This window comes from Flavobacterium plurextorum (assembly GCF_024638035.1).
GTDB lineage: Bacteria > Bacteroidota > Bacteroidia > Flavobacteriales > Flavobacteriaceae > Flavobacterium > Flavobacterium plurextorum.
On the sequence record NZ_CP100442.1, the window covers coordinates 2,490,258 to 2,510,773 of the forward strand.

Sequence of the window (20,516 nt, forward strand, 5' to 3'; positions counted from 1 at the left end):
AAGCTAAAATCTACAGTATTTTGTAAAGGCATTTAATTCAAACAAAAAGCACTCTAAGTTTAAACTTAGAGTGCTTTTTTATTTAAAGGACAAAGGGGAAATTGATTCTTATAAAAATTCTCCGTGTTGTGAGATATCTAAACCTAATTCTTCTTTCTCTTCCGTAACTCTTAGAGGTGTAATTTTATTTACAATAAAGAATAAAGCGTAAGAAGCAACAAAAGCAAAGATGGATACAACTACTAATGCGGTTAATTGATTGATAAATAAAGTTGGTGTTCCAAAAACTAAACCTTGATTATCTCCAACAGCTGGATTAATAGCTTTTGAAGCAAAAACTCCAGTTAACAACATTCCTACCATACCGCCAACACCGTGACAAGCAAATACATCAAGTGCATCGTCAATTTTTCCTTTAGGGAATTTGCTTACTACAAGATTACTTACAATAGCTGCAAATGCACCAATAAAGATAGCGTGAGATATACTAACAAAACCAGCTGCAGGTGTAATTGCTACAAGACCTACAACAGCTCCAATACAAGCGCCAAGTGCAGATAATTTGTGCCCTAAAATTTTATCTAAGAAAACCCAAGCCATTGCAGCGGCAGCAGCAGCAACAGTTGTTGTTCCTAAAGCTTGTACAGCTAAACCGTTTGCTCCTAAAGCTGATCCAGCGTTAAAACCAAACCATCCAAACCATAACAAACCAGTTCCTAACAATACATAAGTAATTCTAGCCGGATTAACTTTTTGAACTTTTCTTTTTCCTAAAAAGATTGCTCCAGCAAGTGCAGCCCATCCTGCACTCATATGTACAACTGTTCCTCCTGCAAAGTCAAGAACTCCCATTTTAAAGAAAATTCCATCAGGATGCCATGTCATATGTGCTAAAGGAGAATATATGAAAATGATAAATAAAACCATGAATAACAAGTAAGCCCAAAAGCGTACACGTTCTGCAAATGCACCAGTAATTAAAGCAGGTGTAATGATTGCAAATTTTGCCTGAAATAATGCGAATAGCATAAACGGAATTGTTGGTGCAAGACTCCAAGCTGTGCTCATTCCAACACCTTCAAAGAATAAGTTGTATGATGGATTTCCAATGATTCCTCCAATTGTAGGACCAAAAGCTAATCCAAAGGCAACAACAACCCATAAAATGGTAACAATTACCATTGCCATAAAACTTTGAAGCATTGTGCTGATAACGTTTTTCTTACCTACCATTCCGCCATAGAAAAATCCTAATCCAGGAGTCATTAACAATACAAACGCAGTTGCAACGATCATCCAGGCAGTATCTCCAGTATCAAACTTTACAGCTTCTGCAGGAATTGGGTTATCTGCTATGATAAAATTTGATATAAAGGTTAGTACTAAAATAGTGATAAGAATCACACTTAAAATAATTTTTCGCATAGTTATTTAGTTTTAAAATTTTTGATAAAAGTATAAAATCATTCAATACCCCATAAAGAAATAGGGTCAAGTGTTTAATTTTTATTAAATTTTCATTTTGACCCCTTTAATTTTAGATCTATTTCTTAAAATATACTTAAAATTTGCAATTTGTTAATCGTTGGAGTATGATTTGTACTTTTTGTGAGTTTTGTTAACTAAAAAACGTGAGAATAGTTTTCTTTTTAAGAGTAACGATGCGTAAATAATTGAAAAATAAAGAAAAATGGTTTTATTTGTAAATAAAAAAGGCATCAGATGAATTTTTCAAATGATGCCTTTTTTGGTATAAGGTATAGTTTTATTTCTGATTGAATTTTGTCTTAAATTTATCGTTTAATTTGGTTTGGAAAGTTTCTAAAATAATAGTTCTTCCTTGAATAAAAGCACTCGTTAATTTATTTGTTCTCATATCCAATGCATCACCTTCTGAGATAAATAAAGTGGCATCTTTACCCGTTTCCAATGTTCCGCAGCTAGTATCAATACCTAATAATTTTGCCGTATTTGAAGTTATCAGTTGTACAGCCTTTTCTTTATCTAAACCAAAAGCGGCGCAAGTTCCTGCTAAAAAAGGAAGATTTCTAACACTCATACGTTCATGATCACCACTGTTTTCTAATCCAACCACGATACCTTTGTCTGTTAAGATTTTGGCCATTTTATATGGTAAGTTTACATCTTGATCATCGCTTGTTGGCATATCATGTACACGTCTTAATAAAACGCCCACATTGTATTTTTGCAATACATCAGCTGCTTTGTAAGCCTCAAATCCTCCAACAATAACAATCTTTTTAATTTGATTATTGATTGCTAATTGAATGGCATCTACAATTTGCTTTTCTTCATCAGCATGAATATAAAGGATTTGCGAGCCATCAAAAAGCCCTTTTGTGGCTTCAAGAACAATATTTCTTTCTTTATTAGAACCTTGATTGTAGGCTTTAGCATTTATTAAAAATGCATTTATTTCTTCTGATTGTTTCGGGTAATCTTTATTTGCTTCAATTAATCCAGGCTCAAACCATGATCCAGATTTTTTAAAACTAGATGGAAAATTAAGATGAATTCCGTCATTTTCTTTTACAATAGCATCCTGCCAGCTCCACGCATCTAATTGAACAACAGAAGAAGTTCCTGAAATTCGACCGCCTCTTGGCGTAACTTGAGCAATTAAAATACCATTTGGACGAACAGTTTCAACAACCTTAGATTCAGAATTATAAGCAATAATACTTCTCACATTCGGATTAAAACTTCCTATTTCTTCTTCATCGTCTGATGATTTTACAGCATCAATTTCAACTAATCCTAAAGTAGTGTTTGGAGCAATAAATCCTGGGTAAACGTGTTTGCCACTGGCGTCGATAGTAGTATCATAGGCGTTGGCAGCTAATCTAATAGTTGTTGCATCTGCAACTAATGTTATTTTTCCGTCTTTAAACCCGATAGCACTGTTTTGAATCACTGTACCGTTGCCTAAATGTGCAGTGGCATTTAAAATCAAAACCGATTTAGTTTGTTTTGGTGCCGGAATTTGCTGTGCGTATATTGAAACAGAAGCAAAAAATACAGGCAGCAGTTTATAAATATATTGATGTATCATGTTGTCTTTTTTTATTATTTTGAAATTTTTAAAAGCTTTATAACTGTTCTAAAGTGTCACAGTGATATTCTTTTTTTTCTTTTCGAGTTGGCTGCTGTGTACTGTTTCCTTTGTTTTTTTCCTGCAGCATTTGTCCAATTAATTCATTTCTTTCTTTCGTAATTGCCAATTGTTTTTGCGCATCTTTTTCAAGATCAAAATAAACAACTCCTTCAATGATTGTTTTTTCTGCTTTAGCATAAATAGATAATGGATTTTCACTCCATAATACAACATCTGCATCTTTACCCACTTTTAAACTTCCTACTTTATCATCGATGTGTAATAATTTAGCAGGATTTAGAGTTACAAACTTCCAAGCTTCTTCTTCAGAAATATTACCATATTTAACTGCTTTTGCGGCTTCTTGATTCAATCTTCGCGACATTTCGGCATCATCTGAGTTGTAAGCAACTACTAATCCTTCATTGTGCATAATTGGTCCGTTAAACGGAATGGCATCATTTACTTCAAATTTATAAGCCCACCAATCAGAGAAAGTCGAAGCACCAACACCGTGTTCCTTCATTTTATCTGCTACTTTGTAACCTTCAAGAATATGGGTAAATGTATTTACCTTGAAATTAAATTTTTCGGTAACATTCATTAACATTAAAATTTCAGATTCTACATAAGAGTGACAGGTAATAAAACGTTCTTTATTTAATATTTCTGCGATCGTTTGTAATTCTAAATCAACTCTTGGCGCTTTTCCTTTTTTAGAACCGGTATTGAATTTTTTCCAGTTTTCATCGTATTCTTTTGCAAGCTGAAAATAATCAGTAAAAACTTGTTCAACTCCCATTCTGGTTTGTGGAAAACGAGTAGGATTATCAATTCCCCAATTGGCTTGTTTTACATTTTCTCCCAAGGCAAATTTGATGAACTTAGGCTGATTTTTATATAACATTTCGTCTGGAGAAGAACCCCATTTCCATTTTACAATTGCAGAACGACCTCCAATTGGGTTTGCTGATCCGTGTAATAATTGTGAAATAGTTACACCTCCTGCAAGATCTCTATAAATATTAATGTCTTCAGAGTTTACAACATCTTGAATAGTAACTTCGGCAGTAGAATTATGTCCGCTCTCATTTACACCTTTTGAAATTGCAATATGTGAGTGCTCGTCGATAATACCACTTGTAATATGTTTGCCTTTTGCATCAATAATAGTTGCAGAAGCATCAGAGATATTTTTACCGACAGCAGCGATTTTTCCGTTTTTTATAAGAACATCAGTTTCCGTTAGAATTCCGTCTTTTTCATTCGTCCAAACAGTAGCATTTTTAAACAATAAAGTCTGTGCAGTTTGTTTTTTAGAATCTCCAAAAGCAATATTAGGATACGTTACAGGGATGATAGTATTAGGTTTTTCTACTTTAGCAGAATCTTTTACAGCAACAAACGGACTTGTTTTTACTGCATTCCAAACCAATTCATCTCCATTAGATAAAACCGCTTTTCCTGATAAACTTTCAGGTTTTTCAATAAGTCCTGTTAAACGAGTAAAAGTTGATTTAGTAGAATCTGCAGGTTTAATAACTAGAGAAATCCAGTTTTTAGAAAAGGCAAAAGTTGTTTTTAGCTTTTTAGCGTCAACGGTTGTTATTTCAGATTTTGGAGTATGCGCAGTTCCGTTAATTTTCCATTTATAAATGTCTTTTCCAATAGTTAAATCATAATTACCGCGAATATCTTTTGCGTTAATGTCCGTTACTATAAATTTATTTCCTTGAACCCAGTTTTCAAATAAGACTGTTTTCTCGTCAAAAACTTCTCCCGAAGTAATAATGAAATTGGCATAACTTCCTGTTTTTAAGCTTCCAACTTCATTGCTTTTTCCTAAAATTGCAGCAGGAATTGTAGTTAGTGCTTCTAATGCTTTTGTTTTATCAAAACCATATTTAATTGCTTTTAAAAGATTAGGTTTAAAATCTTCAACTTTTTTTAGTTTATCTGTAGTCAAGGCGAAAACAATTCCGTTGTCCGAAAGTACTTTTAAGTTCGTTGGTGCTTGATTCCAAAAACGCATATCAGCCAATTCAATTTGATTGGATAAATAAGGATTTGTAACATCATAAGCTTCTGGAAAACTTATCGGAATAATGAATTTGGCATTTGTGCTTTTGATTTCTTCTATTCTTTCAAATTCATTACCACTTCCTTTTAAAACATAGTTTAAACCAAATTCTTTGGCAATTTTTGCTGCTCTTAAACTGTTTAGTTTATCTTCTGAAGCAAAAATCTGAACTAGTTTTTCATTGTTCGCTAATGCTTCTAAAGACAAATCTTTGGTTTCAGAATTTCCTTTTTTGTACCAATCCAGATCTAAATACATCTGACGCAACAATGCCATCATTCCCATAAGCGAGCTTGGATACGCTTGGTTGGTTAGTGCACTTCTCGTAAAGGCAAAATGGTTGGTCAGTTTGTTGGCAATAATTTGTTTGCTGTTATCAGTATTGTTTAAAGCAACCAAAGCGCCAGTTCCTTGAGCAACTCCATCAGGAATATGAGTTCCAACAACACCAAAACCAGCTTTTAATAATTCTTCGGCTTTAGGCTGGTCGTATTTAAACGTTTCATAGGTATTTACTTCCGGAAGTATACTTTCGTTCCAGTAATAGCCAGTTTTTTTTGTGTCATATAATGGGTTACGATCACGTCCTCTAGCTAAGTTGGGTTTAGGTTTTTCAACTCCAAAAGAAGTATAAATATCAATAAAGGAAGGATAAATTGTTTTTCCTGTAAGATCAATTGTGATACTGTTTTTAGGAATGGAAATCGTATTTCCAACGGCAACAACTTTCCCATCTTGGATGAGCAGGCTGGCTTTTTCAATTTTTTGCGTTGGAGTTACATAAATCGTTGCATTGGTAAATACAGTGTAATTTTTAATTTTGTTATGAACACTTTCATTAACGGGAAAATAATCTTGCGCATGTGTTTTTGTTAAAAAGATGCTCAAAAAGAGTAGTAGTAAAGCTTTTTTCATGGATAATTGGGCTAATTTTTCATAAAAATAACAATTATTAGTATTTAAGCAAGCGTAAAATTTAAAAAGTGTTTTTTTATTGAAGTAAAGCTATGAAAAGGAAGAATTGATAGGTTTTGTATGGTGATTTATGGAATCTTGTAGTTTCTAATTGCTTTTTTTGATAATGCTACCATTTTTATTTTGAGGTGTATAAGATGAGTAAGTTCTAGTGTAAAAAAAGAAGTTTTTTTGAAGTGAAAAATAGTGTTCTCTTTTCTGAAATTAATAACGCGTTTAGGTAAAATTGAAGTCTTAAATTTAATGTAGTAAAATATTTACAAATAATAAAGAATTTCCATTTAAATTAAATACATTTACTTTTCATTAAAGAAATTATGCTAGTAAAAGTTTATGGAAGTGCTGTTTTTGGAGTTGAAGCGACAACCATTACCATCGAAGTGCACATGGACAAGGGTATTGGTTATCATTTAGTTGGTCTTCCTGATAATGCAATTAAAGAAAGCAGTTTTAGAATTGCTGCCGCACTTAAAAACAACGGATTAAGTCTGCCGGGAAAAAGAATAACAATAAACATGGCTCCCGCCGATCTTCGTAAAGAAGGTTCCGCGTATGATTTACCGCTTGCAATGGGAATTTTGGTTGGTTCAGATCAAATAAAAGCACCAGAAATTGAACAATATATTATTATGGGTGAACTTTCTCTTGACGGAAGTTTACAGCCTATTCGAGGTGCTTTGCCTATTGCTATAAAAGCAAAAGAGGAAGGATATAAAGGCTTTTTTCTGCCGATTCAGAACGTAAAAGAAGCGGCAATTGTTACCGGTTTAAATGTTTACGGTGTTTCTAATCTACAAGAAATAATTGATTTTTTCGCAGGAAAAGGAGCTCTCGAACCAACCGTGATAGATACTCGCGCCGAATTTCATAAAACACTAGATTTCCCTGAATTTGATTTCTCCGATGTCCGTGGGCAGGAAAGTATAAAACGCTGTATGGAAATAGCCGCGGCAGGTGGACATAATATTATATAAATATAGTAAACAAATACCACTTTACTAATAATCAATATTAAAATCATGTCTCTTATTGAATTTAATCTAGTTTGTTTGAAATAATTAGATCATCTTTAAAAGAGTTGTTTAGTTCCAAAACTAATTCTTTAAATGGTGACCAGTTACGTTTGATTGTTGCTAAGCTTTTGTTGATTTTTATTGCAATCTTGTCTTGTGTTATTTTACCATCATTTTGAAAGTTCCAATTATCAATTGCATCATTGATGAACTTTTGTGTTTTGTCAGTTTTTATTTTACCCATTAATACAGCGGTAGTTTTTTGCTTTTCTTCTTTGGTTATTTTTTTATTTGGGTTGAATATAATTTTTCTTTCCCTATTCAAGTATGGTTCTAGTGTTCCTTCGTTACGTTTTTTAATAACCCCAGCTACTATTGACTTTATTTTATCTTCCTCATATTTTTGAGTAAAATGTCTATTGATTTCACTGGCACATGCCATCAGGAAACCATTCTCCATAGTTGGGTTCAATAGTGCATATTGAGACAATACACCAAACATGGTTCTGTTCCGTTGACCGACTTCAATTCTTTTTGGTATAAATGGAATACAAAGATTTTTCTTTTCATCAAATACAATATAATCACCATCAGTACCTTTAAAATAATCATCAATATTATTGAATCTTATTTTATCTGATGGTAAAAAAGTGTCATCTACTGTTATAAGTCTTTCTCTTTTCTCTTCCTCTTGTATAGGAGTAAATGACACCTTTTTACTAATTGCTTGAAAAGTAAATGAATCTTTATTCTGGTAGAGATTAGTGTCATAAGACAATATGTTCTGTTGGGTGGCTTTACATGCACCTAAATCAGTCTGCACACCTAGTAAGCCACCAACGGCTTGATATGTGTCTTTAAAGTTAGTAAGTGATAGACCATCGACTTTAACTAAGATACCTAGTCCTGTTTCGGAAAGTGATTTCCAACAGGCATATATGTATGGATTGGTTAAATCAATATTAGTAGAATCATCAACGTCAATGTATATTAGCCCAGTTGGCATATCTATTGTTCCGTTTGACGCTTTACCGCTGAATTTAAAGTTAAATCGAAATGTTGGGAGCTTATTTGTTTTTATGTTTTGGTAAACTGGAGATGATTTACCAAGTTTTCTTATGTCTAAAATTGTTTGTAAATTGGAGTCACCATGTTTGATTGTTGAAAGGGCTTCATCAATCGTTACGTTTTTGTCTATAAAAGGTTTTTTCCCATTTATAAATTGGTTAATAATTAGCATTAAAAGGTTAATATTATTCTCTCGTTATTGTTCTCTCATTTTTACTTGGTGAGAGAAGCTGGGAGATATGCCTATCTTTTATCCCAGCACCCAAGGCAATCATTACTGACTACTTTTATAAATATCTGAGCATTTATCTAAATCCAATTTTTTCAATTATTTATTAAAATTGGGTTCCAAATGAGATAAAAACTAAATACATCTTAATATATGAATAATTTCTGAAATTATCAAGTGTTAGCTAATAATTACTGTTACTTTTTGCAATAAATTTTAACTTTTAAGCTATTTTATCTGTACCATTTTGCACCAGACGCTCCAGTATTTGTTAGGTAACAAAAAGAGGAAATCAGCTATTTGCAGGAATCTGAAGATGGTTTATGTCATTGATTACCTAATTAAATTGTACTGTGTTCATAATGCCTCTTATTTTGGTTTCATTTTTGCTTTTTTTGCCTTTCTTTGGACCTCAATGATCTGGGTTAATTAAAAATATCTGACAGTGGAAATGAAATTGACATCTAAATATTCCCTTTTAAAATATGAAGGCTTTTCTCTAATAAAGCTTTGGCCTCTTCTACTTCACTTTCTGTAATTATGCTTCCTTTTGTTGGAATAAACATTTCTCTTATATCAACATCCAACGCCTCGGCCAACTGAATCAGTAAACTTATAGTTGGCAGATTTTTCTCTGATGAAATATTGGATATTGTGGTCACGCTAACTCCAACCTTATTAGAAAGCTCTTCTCTTGAAATTCCTTTCAAATTCATCAATTGTTTTAGTCTTAATATTTCCATTTTTAGTTTTTTATTCTCCAAAGATACACAAAAAGTAAACAATACTTGCTTTTTATAATAATAAATAAAGTAATACTTGTTTTTTAATAAAATATAACTTTACTTTGCAATACAATAATAAAGCAATACTTGATTATATGACTGCAACAGACTTTAAAAAAGAATTAAAAGAAATCAAAGAAAACTTGAAAGGTCTAACACTTCAATTGGTTACCAGCAATGGTTACAGACCGTATTTTAACTTGAAAGATTTTGGTACTGCTATTTTAAATGAAGAGTCAAAGGGAAATGATTTCAGAATAAATCAAATTTGGACAATTGGAGGAACTCAATCAGTAAAATCAATTAAGAACCTTGCGGAGCTAATCAAAACTGAAACTGTTACTGCGATTCAATTTGAGAGCTTTTACAATTATAAAACAACAGAAGGATTCATCAAAAGCTTTGGGGCATTGGACTAACACTTAATCATAAACAAAATGGAAACAACATCAAGATCAATGGGAATAGCTCAAATAATTTTAGGCCAAATAAAATATACTGACAGAGGCGCTTTAATGGCTTGGGGGGCTAATAACTTTTGTGCGTTAAGTGAAACTAAAGAATTTCAAGGTGGCTTATCATTCAAAGTTAATGGGCTAACTCATAAGGGATGGGTAAAAGTTTGTCTAAGATGGGTTGATGACTATACAATAATATTCATCAACAAAAATCGTGAAGTAGTTAAAATTTCGGAAGGAGCTTATTGTGATATGCTAGTAGATGTCATAGATTGGATCGAAGGGAAGTAATCTCAATCCTGTGCAAAAAGTGTTATAAATAAAGGTTTACCTTTTTGTATAACACCAAATGAACAATAAATAACCTTTGAGGCTGGTAAAATTACCTCAAAAACCATTAACCCTTTTTTTATAACAGTGAACCATGAAAACACCTGTAGCAATTTTTGGTAGAGTGAGTTTGGATTCGATGGATTTCCAAAGACAGATTAATGATTTAAAAAAAGTAGCTGATAAATTCGATTATGAAGTCGTAAGTATAATTACAGAAAAAATATCAGGAGCCAAATCAAATCAAGAACGATTGGGTATCCAAAAATTATTAGAAGAAGCCAAGCAAGGAAAATTCAAAAAGGTGCTATGTACTGAGATTTCGAGATTAGGAAGGTCAAATACGCAAACACTTTGTCTACTTGATGAACTTCATCATTTGGGGATTAGTATTTACTTTCAAGACTTAAATTCTGAAACTCTAAATGAAAATGGTGAAGTGTCCTTTCAAACAGAAATTTTAACTAATCTACTAAGTTTATTTTCAAAGAACGAGAGGCAAACCCTGATTTCAAGAATTCGTTCTGGGATGCAACAGGCTAGAGCTAATAATATCCATTGCGGGAGACCTAAGAACAGTCATGAAGAAAAAAAAATTTTCTTGTCTAAATATCCAAAAGTTATTACTGGTCTTAAGCGGGGATATAGTATAAGGGAATGTGTTAAGTTATATGATGTTTCACTTGGAACTGTAGCAAAGGTCAAGAAAATGGTAGATTTATAACCGTAAAAGCAGTTAGTATTAATAAATCCAAGCAATAAGAAAGCTTTGTTTGAATTGGAATACATACAAAATAAACAGAAAATGGTTATAGATCTTGTTTGTATTCAGGATTTGTATCTATTAATTTCCCCTCTGAACTATCTTAAAATTAAAAAGGGGCTTTTAGGCCCCATTTTTTTATTCTATTATACTTTTAAATTGTCCTTGAGTATATTTAAACACTGGCTCCTCCAATGAAAAATCAGGAATAAATTTTGTCATTTCCTCACCATCTTGCATAGCACAAGTATAATCAATTTCATTTCCCCATTTATGTGTAATTGCTAACCATTCATAATATTTTTCAATATGTTTTAAATCAACTTGGTCAACAAGGTTTAAAAAAGGTTTAGATTCAAAAATATGTGGAAAATTATTTTTTTCACGCACATACATTTCTAATCTAAGCTTAAATTTTTCTTCAAAACTTATACAGCTTGCATATACTTCATATGGCTGAAGATTTGATACAATACCTAATTTGTCTAAAAATTCCTGAATTAGCTCCCTTAAAGAGTTTCTAATTTCATCGAATTCTGGTTGGTAATAAAAGTATTGTCTAGGGCTACGATAGTTTTTCCCATATACCTTGTTTTTTCGAGTTTTATCAACTACCCATGCCTTTGGAAAGTCTATTTGAAATCTGTCACGTAATGAATAGCATGCTCTTTGAAATTCTTCAGGAAACTCATTATAGGCTTTTCCAAATTCATTAATTAAAAAGTTAAAATCAGATTGAAGTAATATATCTTCAATCATGTTGTGGTCAATAATACAATTTTTTAATTCATCAGGAAAGTTATTATTCGCAATAATAACATTTAAGATTAATGGTGCATATATACTTTTTAATCCCTTATAAGTACGGTTTTTTAGTTCTTCTAGTAAAACTGTTTTTAGATTTATTTTGTTTTTCATCTGTGTTTTTTTTATGTAATTGTTATGTGCAAGTAGTCAGCTACTTGCAACCAATTTCAAAAAGACATAAAGAGTTATTGCCAAATTCAAAATTGGATTTTTTAGACAAGGATAAATTGTCAGTTTTAGGAACTAATGTTCCAACGATAAAATTTAATGTGTTGCTGACCTATTCTTTAAGACAGAATAGAAAAGTACGTTATCTCAAATAGCACATAGCCATCCCCCATGAAGTTCGGGGTATAATAAACAATGGAGCTGTTTTTAAGCAGTTTTTTCCAAGAAAATTAATTAATACAAAAGTACTATTTTTTCATGAATTATGCAACTGTTTTTAGTGGAAATTAGGAATCGGAAGCCTCTTGCATGACATTGGCTATTTCAAAGTTTTGCTATACATTTAGGCACATCCAAGAATTATTAAGACACAAGACTAGCAAGATCACGGAATTTTCACCAATCTTAGTATGAAATGCTTATAATAGATAAAAGCATTTTTGATAATTTGTAAGAAAAAAAGAATACATTTGATAAAATAAAAGCGAAAGTTTTGTTTCGCCTATATATGTTACCAGCAATTATTCAGTACGTATGTGTAAAATAGAAGAATTTGATTTTTTAGATGCTAATTTCATCGGACAAGTAAGCGATTTTGCAAAGGCAGAACCTTTTCAACTATTTTACTTATACAATGCAATTAATATGGTTAATCACGAAGGCATGGATTTTTATGATGCATTTATTCTGACAAATAGTAATTGTAAAATAATTGGGCTTTGTATTGATGGGGGTTATTATTTTTATGGACAAAATTGGACAGAAACCGAATTAGAAATAATTAGAAGAAGAGCTAACTTCAATACATTTCCGAATGGTTTCCATTTTGTGGGAACAAACAGTTTAATAAATGATATTTTTAAAGGTGTAGAAATTAAAACTGTTGATTTTAAAGATCGCTATTTTTACAAAATTGATTCAATAACAGTAACATCTTACACATCGCCACATATTATTACCGAACCGAACGAAAGTGATATTGAGGAGTTGGCAATAATAACGCAAGAATCCCATAAAGAAGAATATAAAGAACTCAGCCAGAGAACACTTGACGAATTTGTTTTCCAAGTACGAGAACTAATTTCAAATTCAGACATTTTCATAAGCAGAAATAACAAAGAAATTATTGGTTTCTGTACAGCAATGTATACAAAATCCGATAGCCCTATGATTGGAACACTTTTTATAAAAGAAGAATATAGGAATAAGGGAATTGGAAAAGCACTTTTGCGTTTTGTAACTAAAAAATTAATGATGGAAAAAGCAAATTCTTGTTATCTAGTTACAGAAAGAAATAATGTTTCCGCAAATAAAGTTATTGAATCCATAGGCTTTATTAAAATATATGAACACATGGATAAAATAATAATTAAATAGCTGGTACTAATAGTCGTTTGGTGAGATTAGGATTTTAGGCTTAATTTAAGGTTAGTCATGTATTTCGAAAAATTTGTGTTTAACGAAAAATCCCGCATCTTTAATCTCCAACCTCACCAAACGCCAGAACGTTAGTGGGAATTTTTAGCAACATACATAAATTTAGTACATATGAGTAAACCTATTATTGAAAATCAAAGAACTTGGCCTAGAAACTTAAGTACTAGTCTAGGCGGTGGGTTATCAACTTCACTCAATGGTGGAATGTCAACATCACTTTATGGTGGAGCATCGACGTCGCTTTATGGTGGATTATCAACGTCACTTTATGGTGGAATGTCTACTTCATTATATGGCGGACTTTCAACATCGCTATATGGTGGACTTTCAACATCCTTGTATGGAGGTTTGTCAACTGCTATGTATGGAGGATTATCCACTGCTATGTATGGAGGATTATCATCCGCAATCGGAGGAGGAATGTCAACTTCAATGTCGAACGTTTATAGAAGTAATATTCCACCTTGGCCTCATTTCGTAAGAGAATTACAAAATAGAGGATATGACAGACAAGTTGAAATGATCAAAAACCATTTACCAGAATTTTTATGGCCCGAAAATTATTTCAAATATTAAAAATTTAAGCTCAAAAAGAATAAAACTGCTACTAACTACCGTTTGGCGAGATTGGGGTCTCAGGCTTAATTTAAAGATGGTTTTGTATTTGGAAAAAGTGCATAAGCAAAACATAAATCTTAATTTAGTCCCCAACCTCGCCACGCGCCAGAATGTTATAGCTTATTTTGAAGTAAAATCATAAAATATTGACTGAGAATAAATGACACGAAGTAAAGAAGATTGGAGAAAATCACCTTGGACAATAAGTATAGGCACAGCTATATTTAGTTTTTTATTAACAATTGGCTATGATTATTCAAAAGAAAAACCGATTCTCACAACTATTTGGATAATACTTAAGTGGATTGGAAATTTAGTATGGTCAGTTTTAGATTTTGATGTCAAAATTTGGTGGATTATAGTTATTGTTATTTTATTCATTTTGATAATTATAATCAATGATAAATTCAAAACAGAGGAAGCCTTCAAGCCAGATTTCTGCAATTACAGAACTGACAAATTTAAAAGATGGATTTGGACTTGGGATTGGAAATTTGATGTTATAAGAAAAGCTTGGATAATTGAAGATTTGCAGGCTTTTTGTCCAAATTGTGAAACTCCAATGATTAATCACTCAAACAGATATGGTTTAGATTTTGACTGTCCAAGATGCGAGTTTAGAGCAAGTGACCAACAATGTGATGAACCGCATAAAATTGAACGAATTATTCTTGATAATATTGATAGAAAAAAAGCTGAAAAGAAAAACAACCCATAACAGCCGTTCCTATGTAAAGCATCGTAAAGTTATTCACAACTTTTGAGAGGGTTATATGTTGGTTATTTTTCGAGTATAAAATTCCGTTCCAACGGCTTGTTGAAAAAGTTGGAAATCAACTTTTTGTCCGCCGAAGGCTAAGGACTGAAAAAGTTATTCTAACTTTTTCAATAATGCCAAGAATTTTGATCTCTTTTTATTTCATAGTCTTTCTTTTATAATTCTTAAAACTCATACTCCTATATGTGGTTCTCTTTTTTAGAACGAGACCACCAGCATCTGTTTGATTGTAAGAATAAAAATAGCTGCCTGCTACAAAATGTGGCTTCGTTTTATAGAACCACCTTGGCTGTTTTACAGTCTATTTTCTATCATGGTTGAGCTTTTTTAAGAACATTATTTTTATTTTTCTAACACTAAATTTCTATTGATTTGATAAGGTGTTTCCGTTTTAATTACCGAGAGTATTCTTCGTGCCATTTTATGAGCAACTTTAACGATGATACTCTTCACGTTCTTACCTTGATGTTTGCGGTAATATTGCTGCATTTCGGCATCTTTTCTAATGGCAATCCAAGCGGCTTCCACTAAATAACTCCTTAATTGTGAACGGCTTCTAGGGGTTATTCCCAAACACTTTTCCGAACCACCGCTATTATAAATTCCAGGTACTAATCCGATGTAAGAGCTAAATTGTCCCTCGTTATTGAATCGGCGTAAATCGCCACATTCAGCCAAAATTACACTGGCCAGATACCCACCAATTCCCGGAATGCTCCTCAGGAGATTATAATCTTTCTTATGGGTTTTTCTGCAATGTGAACGCATTTGATTGGCAATTTCTAAATACTCTGACCTAACAAATTGATACATTCGTATTTTGCCCTGCAATGCCAATTCTCCGCAGCTGGTGCTGAATTTTATATTTTCCACCCATACCATAAAATCTTTGGTCCAATTTGAATTATCAAATTCTTTAGGTATTGCTATCCCATGAAAGAGCAACATACTTTTGATATGCAATTTACTTTGTCGGAGTTTCTTGGTGACTTGCGTTCTATGGCGAGCCAAACTCGTAAACTGTTCGTGTTCTTCCGTAGGAATATAAACTCCCCTGAGAACACCAGCCTTTAATTGATTGGACAGATTTCTGGAATCTAACGCGTCTGTTTTTTGATATCTTTCCTTGTCTGATGTCTTGACATCCGATGGATTGACTACCAAAACGTGCCAACCTAAGTTTAAAAAATATCGTGCTGCAGAAAACCCGCAACAACCTGCTTCGTAAACTAGATCTACATCGTGATTAGGAAATGTTTGATCCACATATTGAAATAAATCCTCGGCAACAGAAGGCATCGAGTACGTTCTGTGAAAAAACAAATCAGTTTGGATGGAAACGCTCCAGCTTTTTTTGTGAATATCTAAACCAATGAATATCTTTGGTTTTATTAAGGCATCTTGTAATGGCATAATCTTCGTTTTTAGTAACTCTAAGTTATGCTTTTACATAGATGCTACACAGATTTGGAAAATTTGTGCATTGAAAAAATCTAACACCATATAATCCCAAACCTCGTGTAGCACCAGAATGTTATAAGCAAGCGAACCAACGTCCGTAATTAAAACCCGAATTATGCTTGATATTGAAAATCCGAATGAATTATTGAAAGAGCTTCGGGAGAAATTTTTAAGATTACACAACAGGTTTTTAGCTGTTGCGATGGATTACAAATATTACATTGATCCAAACATTTCGGACAATGAAATTTATAAACTTAGAGATAATGTTATCTTCAGGTTACAAAGCGCAAGATTTCATTTTGAATTGCTTTTGCAACATCATAACTATATTGAATATAATATCAAAGAAATACATACTGCTCAACTTCCGAGTTTAAATGGAGGAATTGAACTTCAAATGTATCAGATGCAAGCAACTGAGGAAATCTATTCTCTCTTTGACAGCTTAATTTATCATCTATGTTCGAATTTTGACTATCTATTTAGGCTTATTAATTTTATTCACGGAGAAACAGAGCTTGCTCAACCAAAGTGGAATCTGTTTAAATCAGACAAGAATATAAAAAAAAATATTTATTGTAGTAAAGAACTTATAGATGCACTGGATATTCTTGACCAAAAATTTGTTTATCCACTTATAAAACATCGTTCATTTTTAATCCACAACGAACATGCGGTTGGTGGTCATCAGATTTTTCTAAATGATTTGAAAACAAGATTTCTAGCCACTGAAACACTTATAAATCACTTTCCTGAATTAACTTTTGAATTCGGTGAAGAAAAAATGAGTATAAGTTTTGTAGCAAAATGGTTAATAGACAAAACCTTTGAGACAATTACAGAAGTTTTGTTTGAAGTCCGAGATGATATTATTAGAAACCAAAAACAAGTCCAACCAATATTCTTTTCACTAGGCCCCAACAACACTATGCAATCAACTTCTGTGTACTATTGGGGCGAAAGGACTCATATTTAGTAACTGTTTATAACAGCTATACAACGGATCTGGACCACAGACTTAATGGAAAAATGGTTTTGTATTTGGAATGATTTGGCAAATCTGAAAATAGGGCCTAATTTAGCCCCAAACTCGCTAGTAATGGGACGTTAGTGGCTATTTTACTGCAGAAAAAAAAAGACGTTTAAAAAATGATAAATATGGATACAATTACCAATGGTTTTCTTAAAGATTTTGTAGATAGTAAAAATTACACTCATTTTGATATTAGTACACAGTTTGAATATTTTATTAATTTTTGTGTCATAAATAAAGAATATGATTCAATATCTTTTGATGAAAAAGAAATATCAACTGGTAAATCCACTCAAGGAATAGATGGAATTGGAATAATTGTCAATAACAAACTATGTAATTCTGTTAGCGAAATTAAACAACTTGTAGAATTAAATAGATTTCTAACTGTAACCTTTGTTATAATTCAATCCAAAACTTCTCCAAAATTTGACGGAAGTCAAATAGACAACTTATTACGTTGGACAAAAACTTATTTTTCGGAAAGCCCAGATTTATTTGTAACAAATGAAATGAGGAATTTCATAGAAATGAAAGAATACATTTATTCAAATTCAAGGTTTATGAAAGAAAGAAGCCCAATTTGTAACTTGTATTTTTGTTCAACAGGAAAATGGACAGATGACCCAAATCTACTGAGTATAATTGATTCTAACAGAAGAGAATTAGACAATTTAAATTTGTTTGATACAATTAATTTTTATCCTTGTGATGCAAAGCAAATTCAATTTCTTTATAGAAAAACCAAAGAACCTGTTGAAGCAACCATCAAATTTGAAAAGAAAGTTACGATCCCATCAATCCCAGAAATAAAAGTTGCATACTCAGGAATGTTACCCTTTTTAGAATTTAAAAAGATTATAATTGATGATTCTGGAAAAATGAAATCAGTTTTTGACGATAATATTAGGGATTATTTGGAACAAGAAAATAATCCCGTAAATCGTGATATTTCTGAAACCTTAAAAAATGGAGATTTAGACCAATTTTGTATTTTAAATAACGGAGTTACAATAGTAGCTGAAGAAATTTCTGGACCTGGAGATACTATAACAATAATAAATTATCAAATTGTTAATGGTTGTCAAACAAGCAACGTTTTGTATGAAAACAGAAATCTTCCTAATATAAATGCTATGCATGTTCCAATTAAAATTATCGTAACCGATAATTATAATATAAAAAGTCAAATTACGAGAGCAACTAACAACCAAACTGCTGTTGATTCTGTAGAACTCGAAGCATTGTCTGAATTCCAAAAAAGTTTAGAATATTATTATTATTCTTTGCCAACAGATGATTTAAAATTATATTATGAAAGAAGAACAAATCAGTATAAAAGTAATGACGATGTAACTCTGAATAGAATAATAAATAGAGAAAATCAAATAAAGACTTTGTCTGCGATGTTTTTAGATAATCCGCACAATGTTGCTGGAAATTATGGACGTCTCGTAAGTAAAATTGGAGAAGAAATATTCAATAAAGACCACGAATTTATAACATATTACGTAAGTTCACTATCATACTTTAAACTTGAAAATCTTCTAAATAGAAATCTTCTTAGTGAAAATTCAAAAAGATTTCGATATCAAATTTTAATGATTTTTAGATTTATGGTAACAAAATCTGACGCACCAAATCTTAAAGACAAAGGAAGAATAAATAAAATATGCAATCAAATTATTGAAGTCTTAAAAGATGAAGATTTGACATTAAGCATATTTAAAGAATCTTCCGATTTTTTAGAAAGCGAAGAATTAAATCTTAATTTTAAGGATCGTAAAACTGTTGAAAGAAAAGATACAACTGAATTAATAATTGAAAAGTTAAAGTTTAAATACTTAAGAACATAAAAAAACTGCCACTAACACTCGTTACAAGCAATTTGATCATTTGCTTATGGGAAAAATTGGTTTGTATTTTGAAGATTTGGCAAATTCACAGAATTGGGTTCATTTATCCTAAACTACTTGTAGCGCGAGAACGTTATTCGTTAGCCCAAAAAAAGAAACAATAAATGATAGAAACAGTTTCAGAATTTTTAGAAGAATTTAAAAAAAAAGGAATAGATGAGATAGCTTTAAAAGATGGTAACATAACTCATACTGTTACTATCGGCAATATGTTTGAAGGTCTGACGTCTGAAATATTAAACCGTTCTATTTTTAAAGGTTTAAATCTCAAAATTGTAAATAATAGTTTTATTTATAATGATAGTGGAGTGTTAAGTAAAGAAATGGATTGTATGATTGTGATTGGTAATGGTCAAAAAATTTCATTTTCAAACCAATATAAATATCATATAAAAGATGTTATAGGTGTGATTCAGGTTAAGAAGAAACTGTTCAAAAACTCTTTAGATCATGCACATCAAAACTTAATGTCTGTAATTGATACAGCAGAGCCAAGAGATGGTGAAATGTATATGACAAATATCCAAGCTGATGCCTATAAAATACTTATGGGGAAAGTTATGCCTTTAAATAATGATATCGCTTCAAAATCTTGGAGAGAACAAATGATTTATAATTATTTATTGATGCAAGCATTTTGGCCTATAAGAATCTTAATCGGGTATGAAAGCTATGAAACAGAATTCGCATTAAGAGAAGGATTTGTTAATCATTTAGAAGAAATAGTGAAGGATGGCCCAAAATCTGGTTACAATCCTATCAGTTTTCCTGATTTGATGATCTGTGGAGAGAATTCTATCATAAAAAATATTGGAATGCCTTTTGGTTACCCAATCCAAAACGACCAAGAATTTTATTGGGAAATACTTCAAACGTCGAACAATAGACCGATGTATCTTTTATTGGAACTTATATGGACTAGATTAAGTTATCGCTTTGAGTTAGGTTCTGAAATTTTTGGAGATGATTTTGAGTTAGATTCATTCCATCCTTTCTTAAAATGTAAAGAAACAAAAATGGATGAACTTAATTTTGGTTGGGAATATAGTTATCACGGATTAGCTAAAGAACAACTATCGGAACCATTAGTTCCAATAGATTGGAAGCCAATCGAGATAAATAAAATTGAATCAGCAATTCTTTTTACATTAATCAATACTCGTAAGATTAAATGCGACAGGGAACTTATTGAATATATAGAAAAAGAAAGATCAACTTTAGATGAAATAGTACATAATTTAACCCAAAAAAGAATTGCTTACCAAGAAGGAGATGAAATAATTTTACTGTTAGACCAAGCTATAATTAGCTTTGCACCAGACGGGAAAACATATATTGGAGAAAATAAAAGTGGAGAAATGCATAATTGGCTGAGTAAGCAGGCAAGAATATAAAAGCTACTACAACTGATTTGGGCAATTGGCTTAATGTAAAGCTGGTTTTGTATTTGGAAGAATAGTGCTTAACCGAAATATAAAT

16 protein-coding genes and 1 pseudogene are annotated in these 20,516 nt (G+C 31.8%); 10 read left to right on the top strand and 7 right to left on the bottom strand.

Annotated elements, in window-relative coordinates; translation table 11 throughout:
- Positions 1-108: 108 nt before the first annotated feature.
- The 3 genes from NLG42_RS11005 to NLG42_RS11015 all read right to left on the bottom strand — a co-directional run bounded on the left by NLG42_RS11005 (position 109) and on the right by NLG42_RS11015 (position 6,110).
- Positions 109-1,425 carry an ammonium transporter gene (locus tag NLG42_RS11005; RefSeq protein ID WP_257683794.1) on the bottom strand — a complete coding sequence of 439 codons (1,317 nt, stop codon included), beginning with the start codon at positions 1,423-1,425 and terminating at the stop codon, positions 109-111.
- A gap of 340 nt (positions 1,426-1,765) precedes the next feature.
- A complete protein-coding gene (locus NLG42_RS11010; RefSeq protein ID WP_257683795.1) occupies positions 1,766-3,073 on the bottom strand; it encodes an amidohydrolase family protein in 1,308 nt (435 codons plus the stop codon).
- Between the two features lie 37 nt (positions 3,074-3,110).
- Positions 3,111-6,110, bottom strand: a complete 3,000-nt coding sequence (locus tag NLG42_RS11015) for an amidohydrolase family protein (protein ID WP_257683796.1) — start codon at positions 6,108-6,110, stop codon at positions 3,111-3,113.
- Between the two features lie 377 nt (positions 6,111-6,487).
- On the opposite strand from NLG42_RS11015, the pseudogene NLG42_RS11020 reads away from it, so the two are divergent.
- A pseudogene (locus NLG42_RS11020) lies at positions 6,488-7,141 on the top strand (magnesium chelatase domain-containing protein); the annotation flags it as partial.
- A 64-nt stretch (positions 7,142-7,205) separates the two neighbouring features.
- Here the strand turns inward: NLG42_RS11020 and NLG42_RS11025 are convergent.
- Positions 7,206-8,423, bottom strand: coding sequence for a hypothetical protein (locus NLG42_RS11025; RefSeq protein ID WP_257683797.1), 1,218 nt, complete (start codon positions 8,421-8,423; stop codon positions 7,206-7,208).
- Between the two features lie 521 nt (positions 8,424-8,944).
- Entirely contained in the window at positions 8,945-9,223 is a 279-nt protein-coding gene (locus NLG42_RS11030) for a helix-turn-helix domain-containing protein (protein ID WP_194657728.1), read from the bottom strand.
- A gap of 104 nt (positions 9,224-9,327) precedes the next feature.
- Between NLG42_RS11030 and NLG42_RS11035 the strand changes: the two genes are divergently transcribed.
- The 3 genes from NLG42_RS11035 to NLG42_RS11045 all read left to right on the top strand — a co-directional run bounded on the left by NLG42_RS11035 (position 9,328) and on the right by NLG42_RS11045 (position 10,777).
- On the top strand, positions 9,328-9,684 hold the full coding sequence (locus NLG42_RS11035; protein ID WP_257683798.1) for a hypothetical protein: 357 nt from the start codon (positions 9,328-9,330) through the stop codon (positions 9,682-9,684).
- An 18-nt stretch (positions 9,685-9,702) separates the two neighbouring features.
- Positions 9,703-10,014 carry a hypothetical protein gene (locus NLG42_RS11040; RefSeq protein ID WP_257683799.1) on the top strand — a complete coding sequence of 104 codons (312 nt, stop codon included), beginning with the start codon at positions 9,703-9,705 and terminating at the stop codon, positions 10,012-10,014.
- Between the two features lie 133 nt (positions 10,015-10,147).
- Positions 10,148-10,777 carry a recombinase family protein gene (locus tag NLG42_RS11045; protein WP_257683800.1) on the top strand — a complete coding sequence of 210 codons (630 nt, stop codon included), beginning with the start codon at positions 10,148-10,150 and terminating at the stop codon, positions 10,775-10,777.
- A 177-nt stretch (positions 10,778-10,954) separates the two neighbouring features.
- Here the strand turns inward: NLG42_RS11045 and NLG42_RS11050 are convergent, their stop codons facing one another.
- Positions 10,955-11,734 carry a hypothetical protein gene (locus NLG42_RS11050; RefSeq protein WP_257683801.1) on the bottom strand — a complete coding sequence of 260 codons (780 nt, stop codon included), beginning with the start codon at positions 11,732-11,734 and terminating at the stop codon, positions 10,955-10,957.
- Positions 11,735-12,325: 591 nt separating this feature from the next.
- On the opposite strand from NLG42_RS11050, the gene NLG42_RS11055 reads away from it, so the two are divergent.
- From NLG42_RS11055 to NLG42_RS11065, 3 genes are all read left to right on the top strand, one after another.
- Complete coding sequence (locus NLG42_RS11055; protein ID WP_257683802.1) at positions 12,326-13,168, top strand: GNAT family N-acetyltransferase; 843 nt, start codon at positions 12,326-12,328, stop codon at positions 13,166-13,168.
- A gap of 264 nt (positions 13,169-13,432) precedes the next feature.
- Positions 13,433-13,804 carry a hypothetical protein gene (locus NLG42_RS11060; RefSeq protein WP_257683803.1) on the top strand — a complete coding sequence of 124 codons (372 nt, stop codon included), beginning with the start codon at positions 13,433-13,435 and terminating at the stop codon, positions 13,802-13,804.
- Between the two features lie 202 nt (positions 13,805-14,006).
- Complete coding sequence (locus NLG42_RS11065) at positions 14,007-14,564, top strand: hypothetical protein (protein ID WP_257683804.1); 558 nt, start codon at positions 14,007-14,009, stop codon at positions 14,562-14,564.
- A 402-nt stretch (positions 14,565-14,966) separates the two neighbouring features.
- Here NLG42_RS11065 and NLG42_RS11070 read toward each other — a convergent pair whose 3' ends face one another.
- On the bottom strand, positions 14,967-16,037 hold the full coding sequence (locus tag NLG42_RS11070) for an IS110 family RNA-guided transposase (RefSeq protein WP_257683629.1): 1,071 nt from the start codon (positions 16,035-16,037) through the stop codon (positions 14,967-14,969).
- 163 nt (positions 16,038-16,200) lie between these two features.
- Between NLG42_RS11070 and NLG42_RS11075 the strand changes: the two genes are divergently transcribed.
- The 3 genes from NLG42_RS11075 (at position 16,201) to NLG42_RS11085 (ending at position 20,431) form a co-directional block, all read left to right on the top strand.
- On the top strand, positions 16,201-17,064 hold the full coding sequence (locus tag NLG42_RS11075; RefSeq protein ID WP_257683805.1) for a hypothetical protein: 864 nt from the start codon (positions 16,201-16,203) through the stop codon (positions 17,062-17,064).
- A gap of 182 nt (positions 17,065-17,246) precedes the next feature.
- Positions 17,247-18,977 (top strand): AIPR family protein, encoded by a 1,731-nt coding sequence (locus tag NLG42_RS11080; RefSeq protein ID WP_257683806.1) that lies wholly within the window; start codon positions 17,247-17,249, stop codon positions 18,975-18,977.
- Positions 18,978-19,141: 164 nt separating this feature from the next.
- On the top strand, positions 19,142-20,431 hold the full coding sequence (locus tag NLG42_RS11085) for a DUF6602 domain-containing protein (RefSeq protein WP_257683807.1): 1,290 nt from the start codon (positions 19,142-19,144) through the stop codon (positions 20,429-20,431).
- Positions 20,432-20,516: the final 85 nt, after the last annotated feature.

Bases quoted from the DNA above. Each gene is read 5' to 3' on its own strand.
- NLG42_RS11065 (WP_257683804.1), top strand. From the start codon at position 14,007: ATGACACGAAGTAAAGAAGATTGGAGAAAATCACCTTGGACAATAAGT.
- NLG42_RS11085 (WP_257683807.1), top strand. From the start codon at position 19,142: ATGATAGAAACAGTTTCAGAATTTTTAGAAGAATTTAAAAAAAAAGGA.
- NLG42_RS11010 (WP_257683795.1), bottom strand. From the start codon at position 3,073: ATGATACATCAATATATTTATAAACTGCTGCCTGTATTTTTTGCTTCT.
- NLG42_RS11025 (WP_257683797.1), bottom strand. From the start codon at position 8,423: ATGCTAATTATTAACCAATTTATAAATGGGAAAAAACCTTTTATAGAC.
- NLG42_RS11070 (WP_257683629.1), bottom strand. From the start codon at position 16,037: ATGCCATTACAAGATGCCTTAATAAAACCAAAGATATTCATTGGTTTA.
- NLG42_RS11005 (WP_257683794.1), bottom strand. From the start codon at position 1,425: ATGCGAAAAATTATTTTAAGTGTGATTCTTATCACTATTTTAGTACTA.
- NLG42_RS11030 (WP_194657728.1), bottom strand. From the start codon at position 9,223: ATGGAAATATTAAGACTAAAACAATTGATGAATTTGAAAGGAATTTCA.
- NLG42_RS11055 (WP_257683802.1), top strand. From the start codon at position 12,326: ATGTGTAAAATAGAAGAATTTGATTTTTTAGATGCTAATTTCATCGGA.
- NLG42_RS11045 (WP_257683800.1), top strand. From the start codon at position 10,148: ATGAAAACACCTGTAGCAATTTTTGGTAGAGTGAGTTTGGATTCGATG.
- NLG42_RS11080 (WP_257683806.1), top strand. From the start codon at position 17,247: ATGGATACAATTACCAATGGTTTTCTTAAAGATTTTGTAGATAGTAAA.
- NLG42_RS11015 (WP_257683796.1), bottom strand. From the start codon at position 6,110: ATGAAAAAAGCTTTACTACTACTCTTTTTGAGCATCTTTTTAACAAAA.
- NLG42_RS11060 (WP_257683803.1), top strand. From the start codon at position 13,433: ATGTCAACATCACTTTATGGTGGAGCATCGACGTCGCTTTATGGTGGA.
- NLG42_RS11040 (WP_257683799.1), top strand. From the start codon at position 9,703: ATGGAAACAACATCAAGATCAATGGGAATAGCTCAAATAATTTTAGGC.
- NLG42_RS11075 (WP_257683805.1), top strand. From the start codon at position 16,201: ATGCTTGATATTGAAAATCCGAATGAATTATTGAAAGAGCTTCGGGAG.
- NLG42_RS11050 (WP_257683801.1), bottom strand. From the start codon at position 11,734: ATGAAAAACAAAATAAATCTAAAAACAGTTTTACTAGAAGAACTAAAA.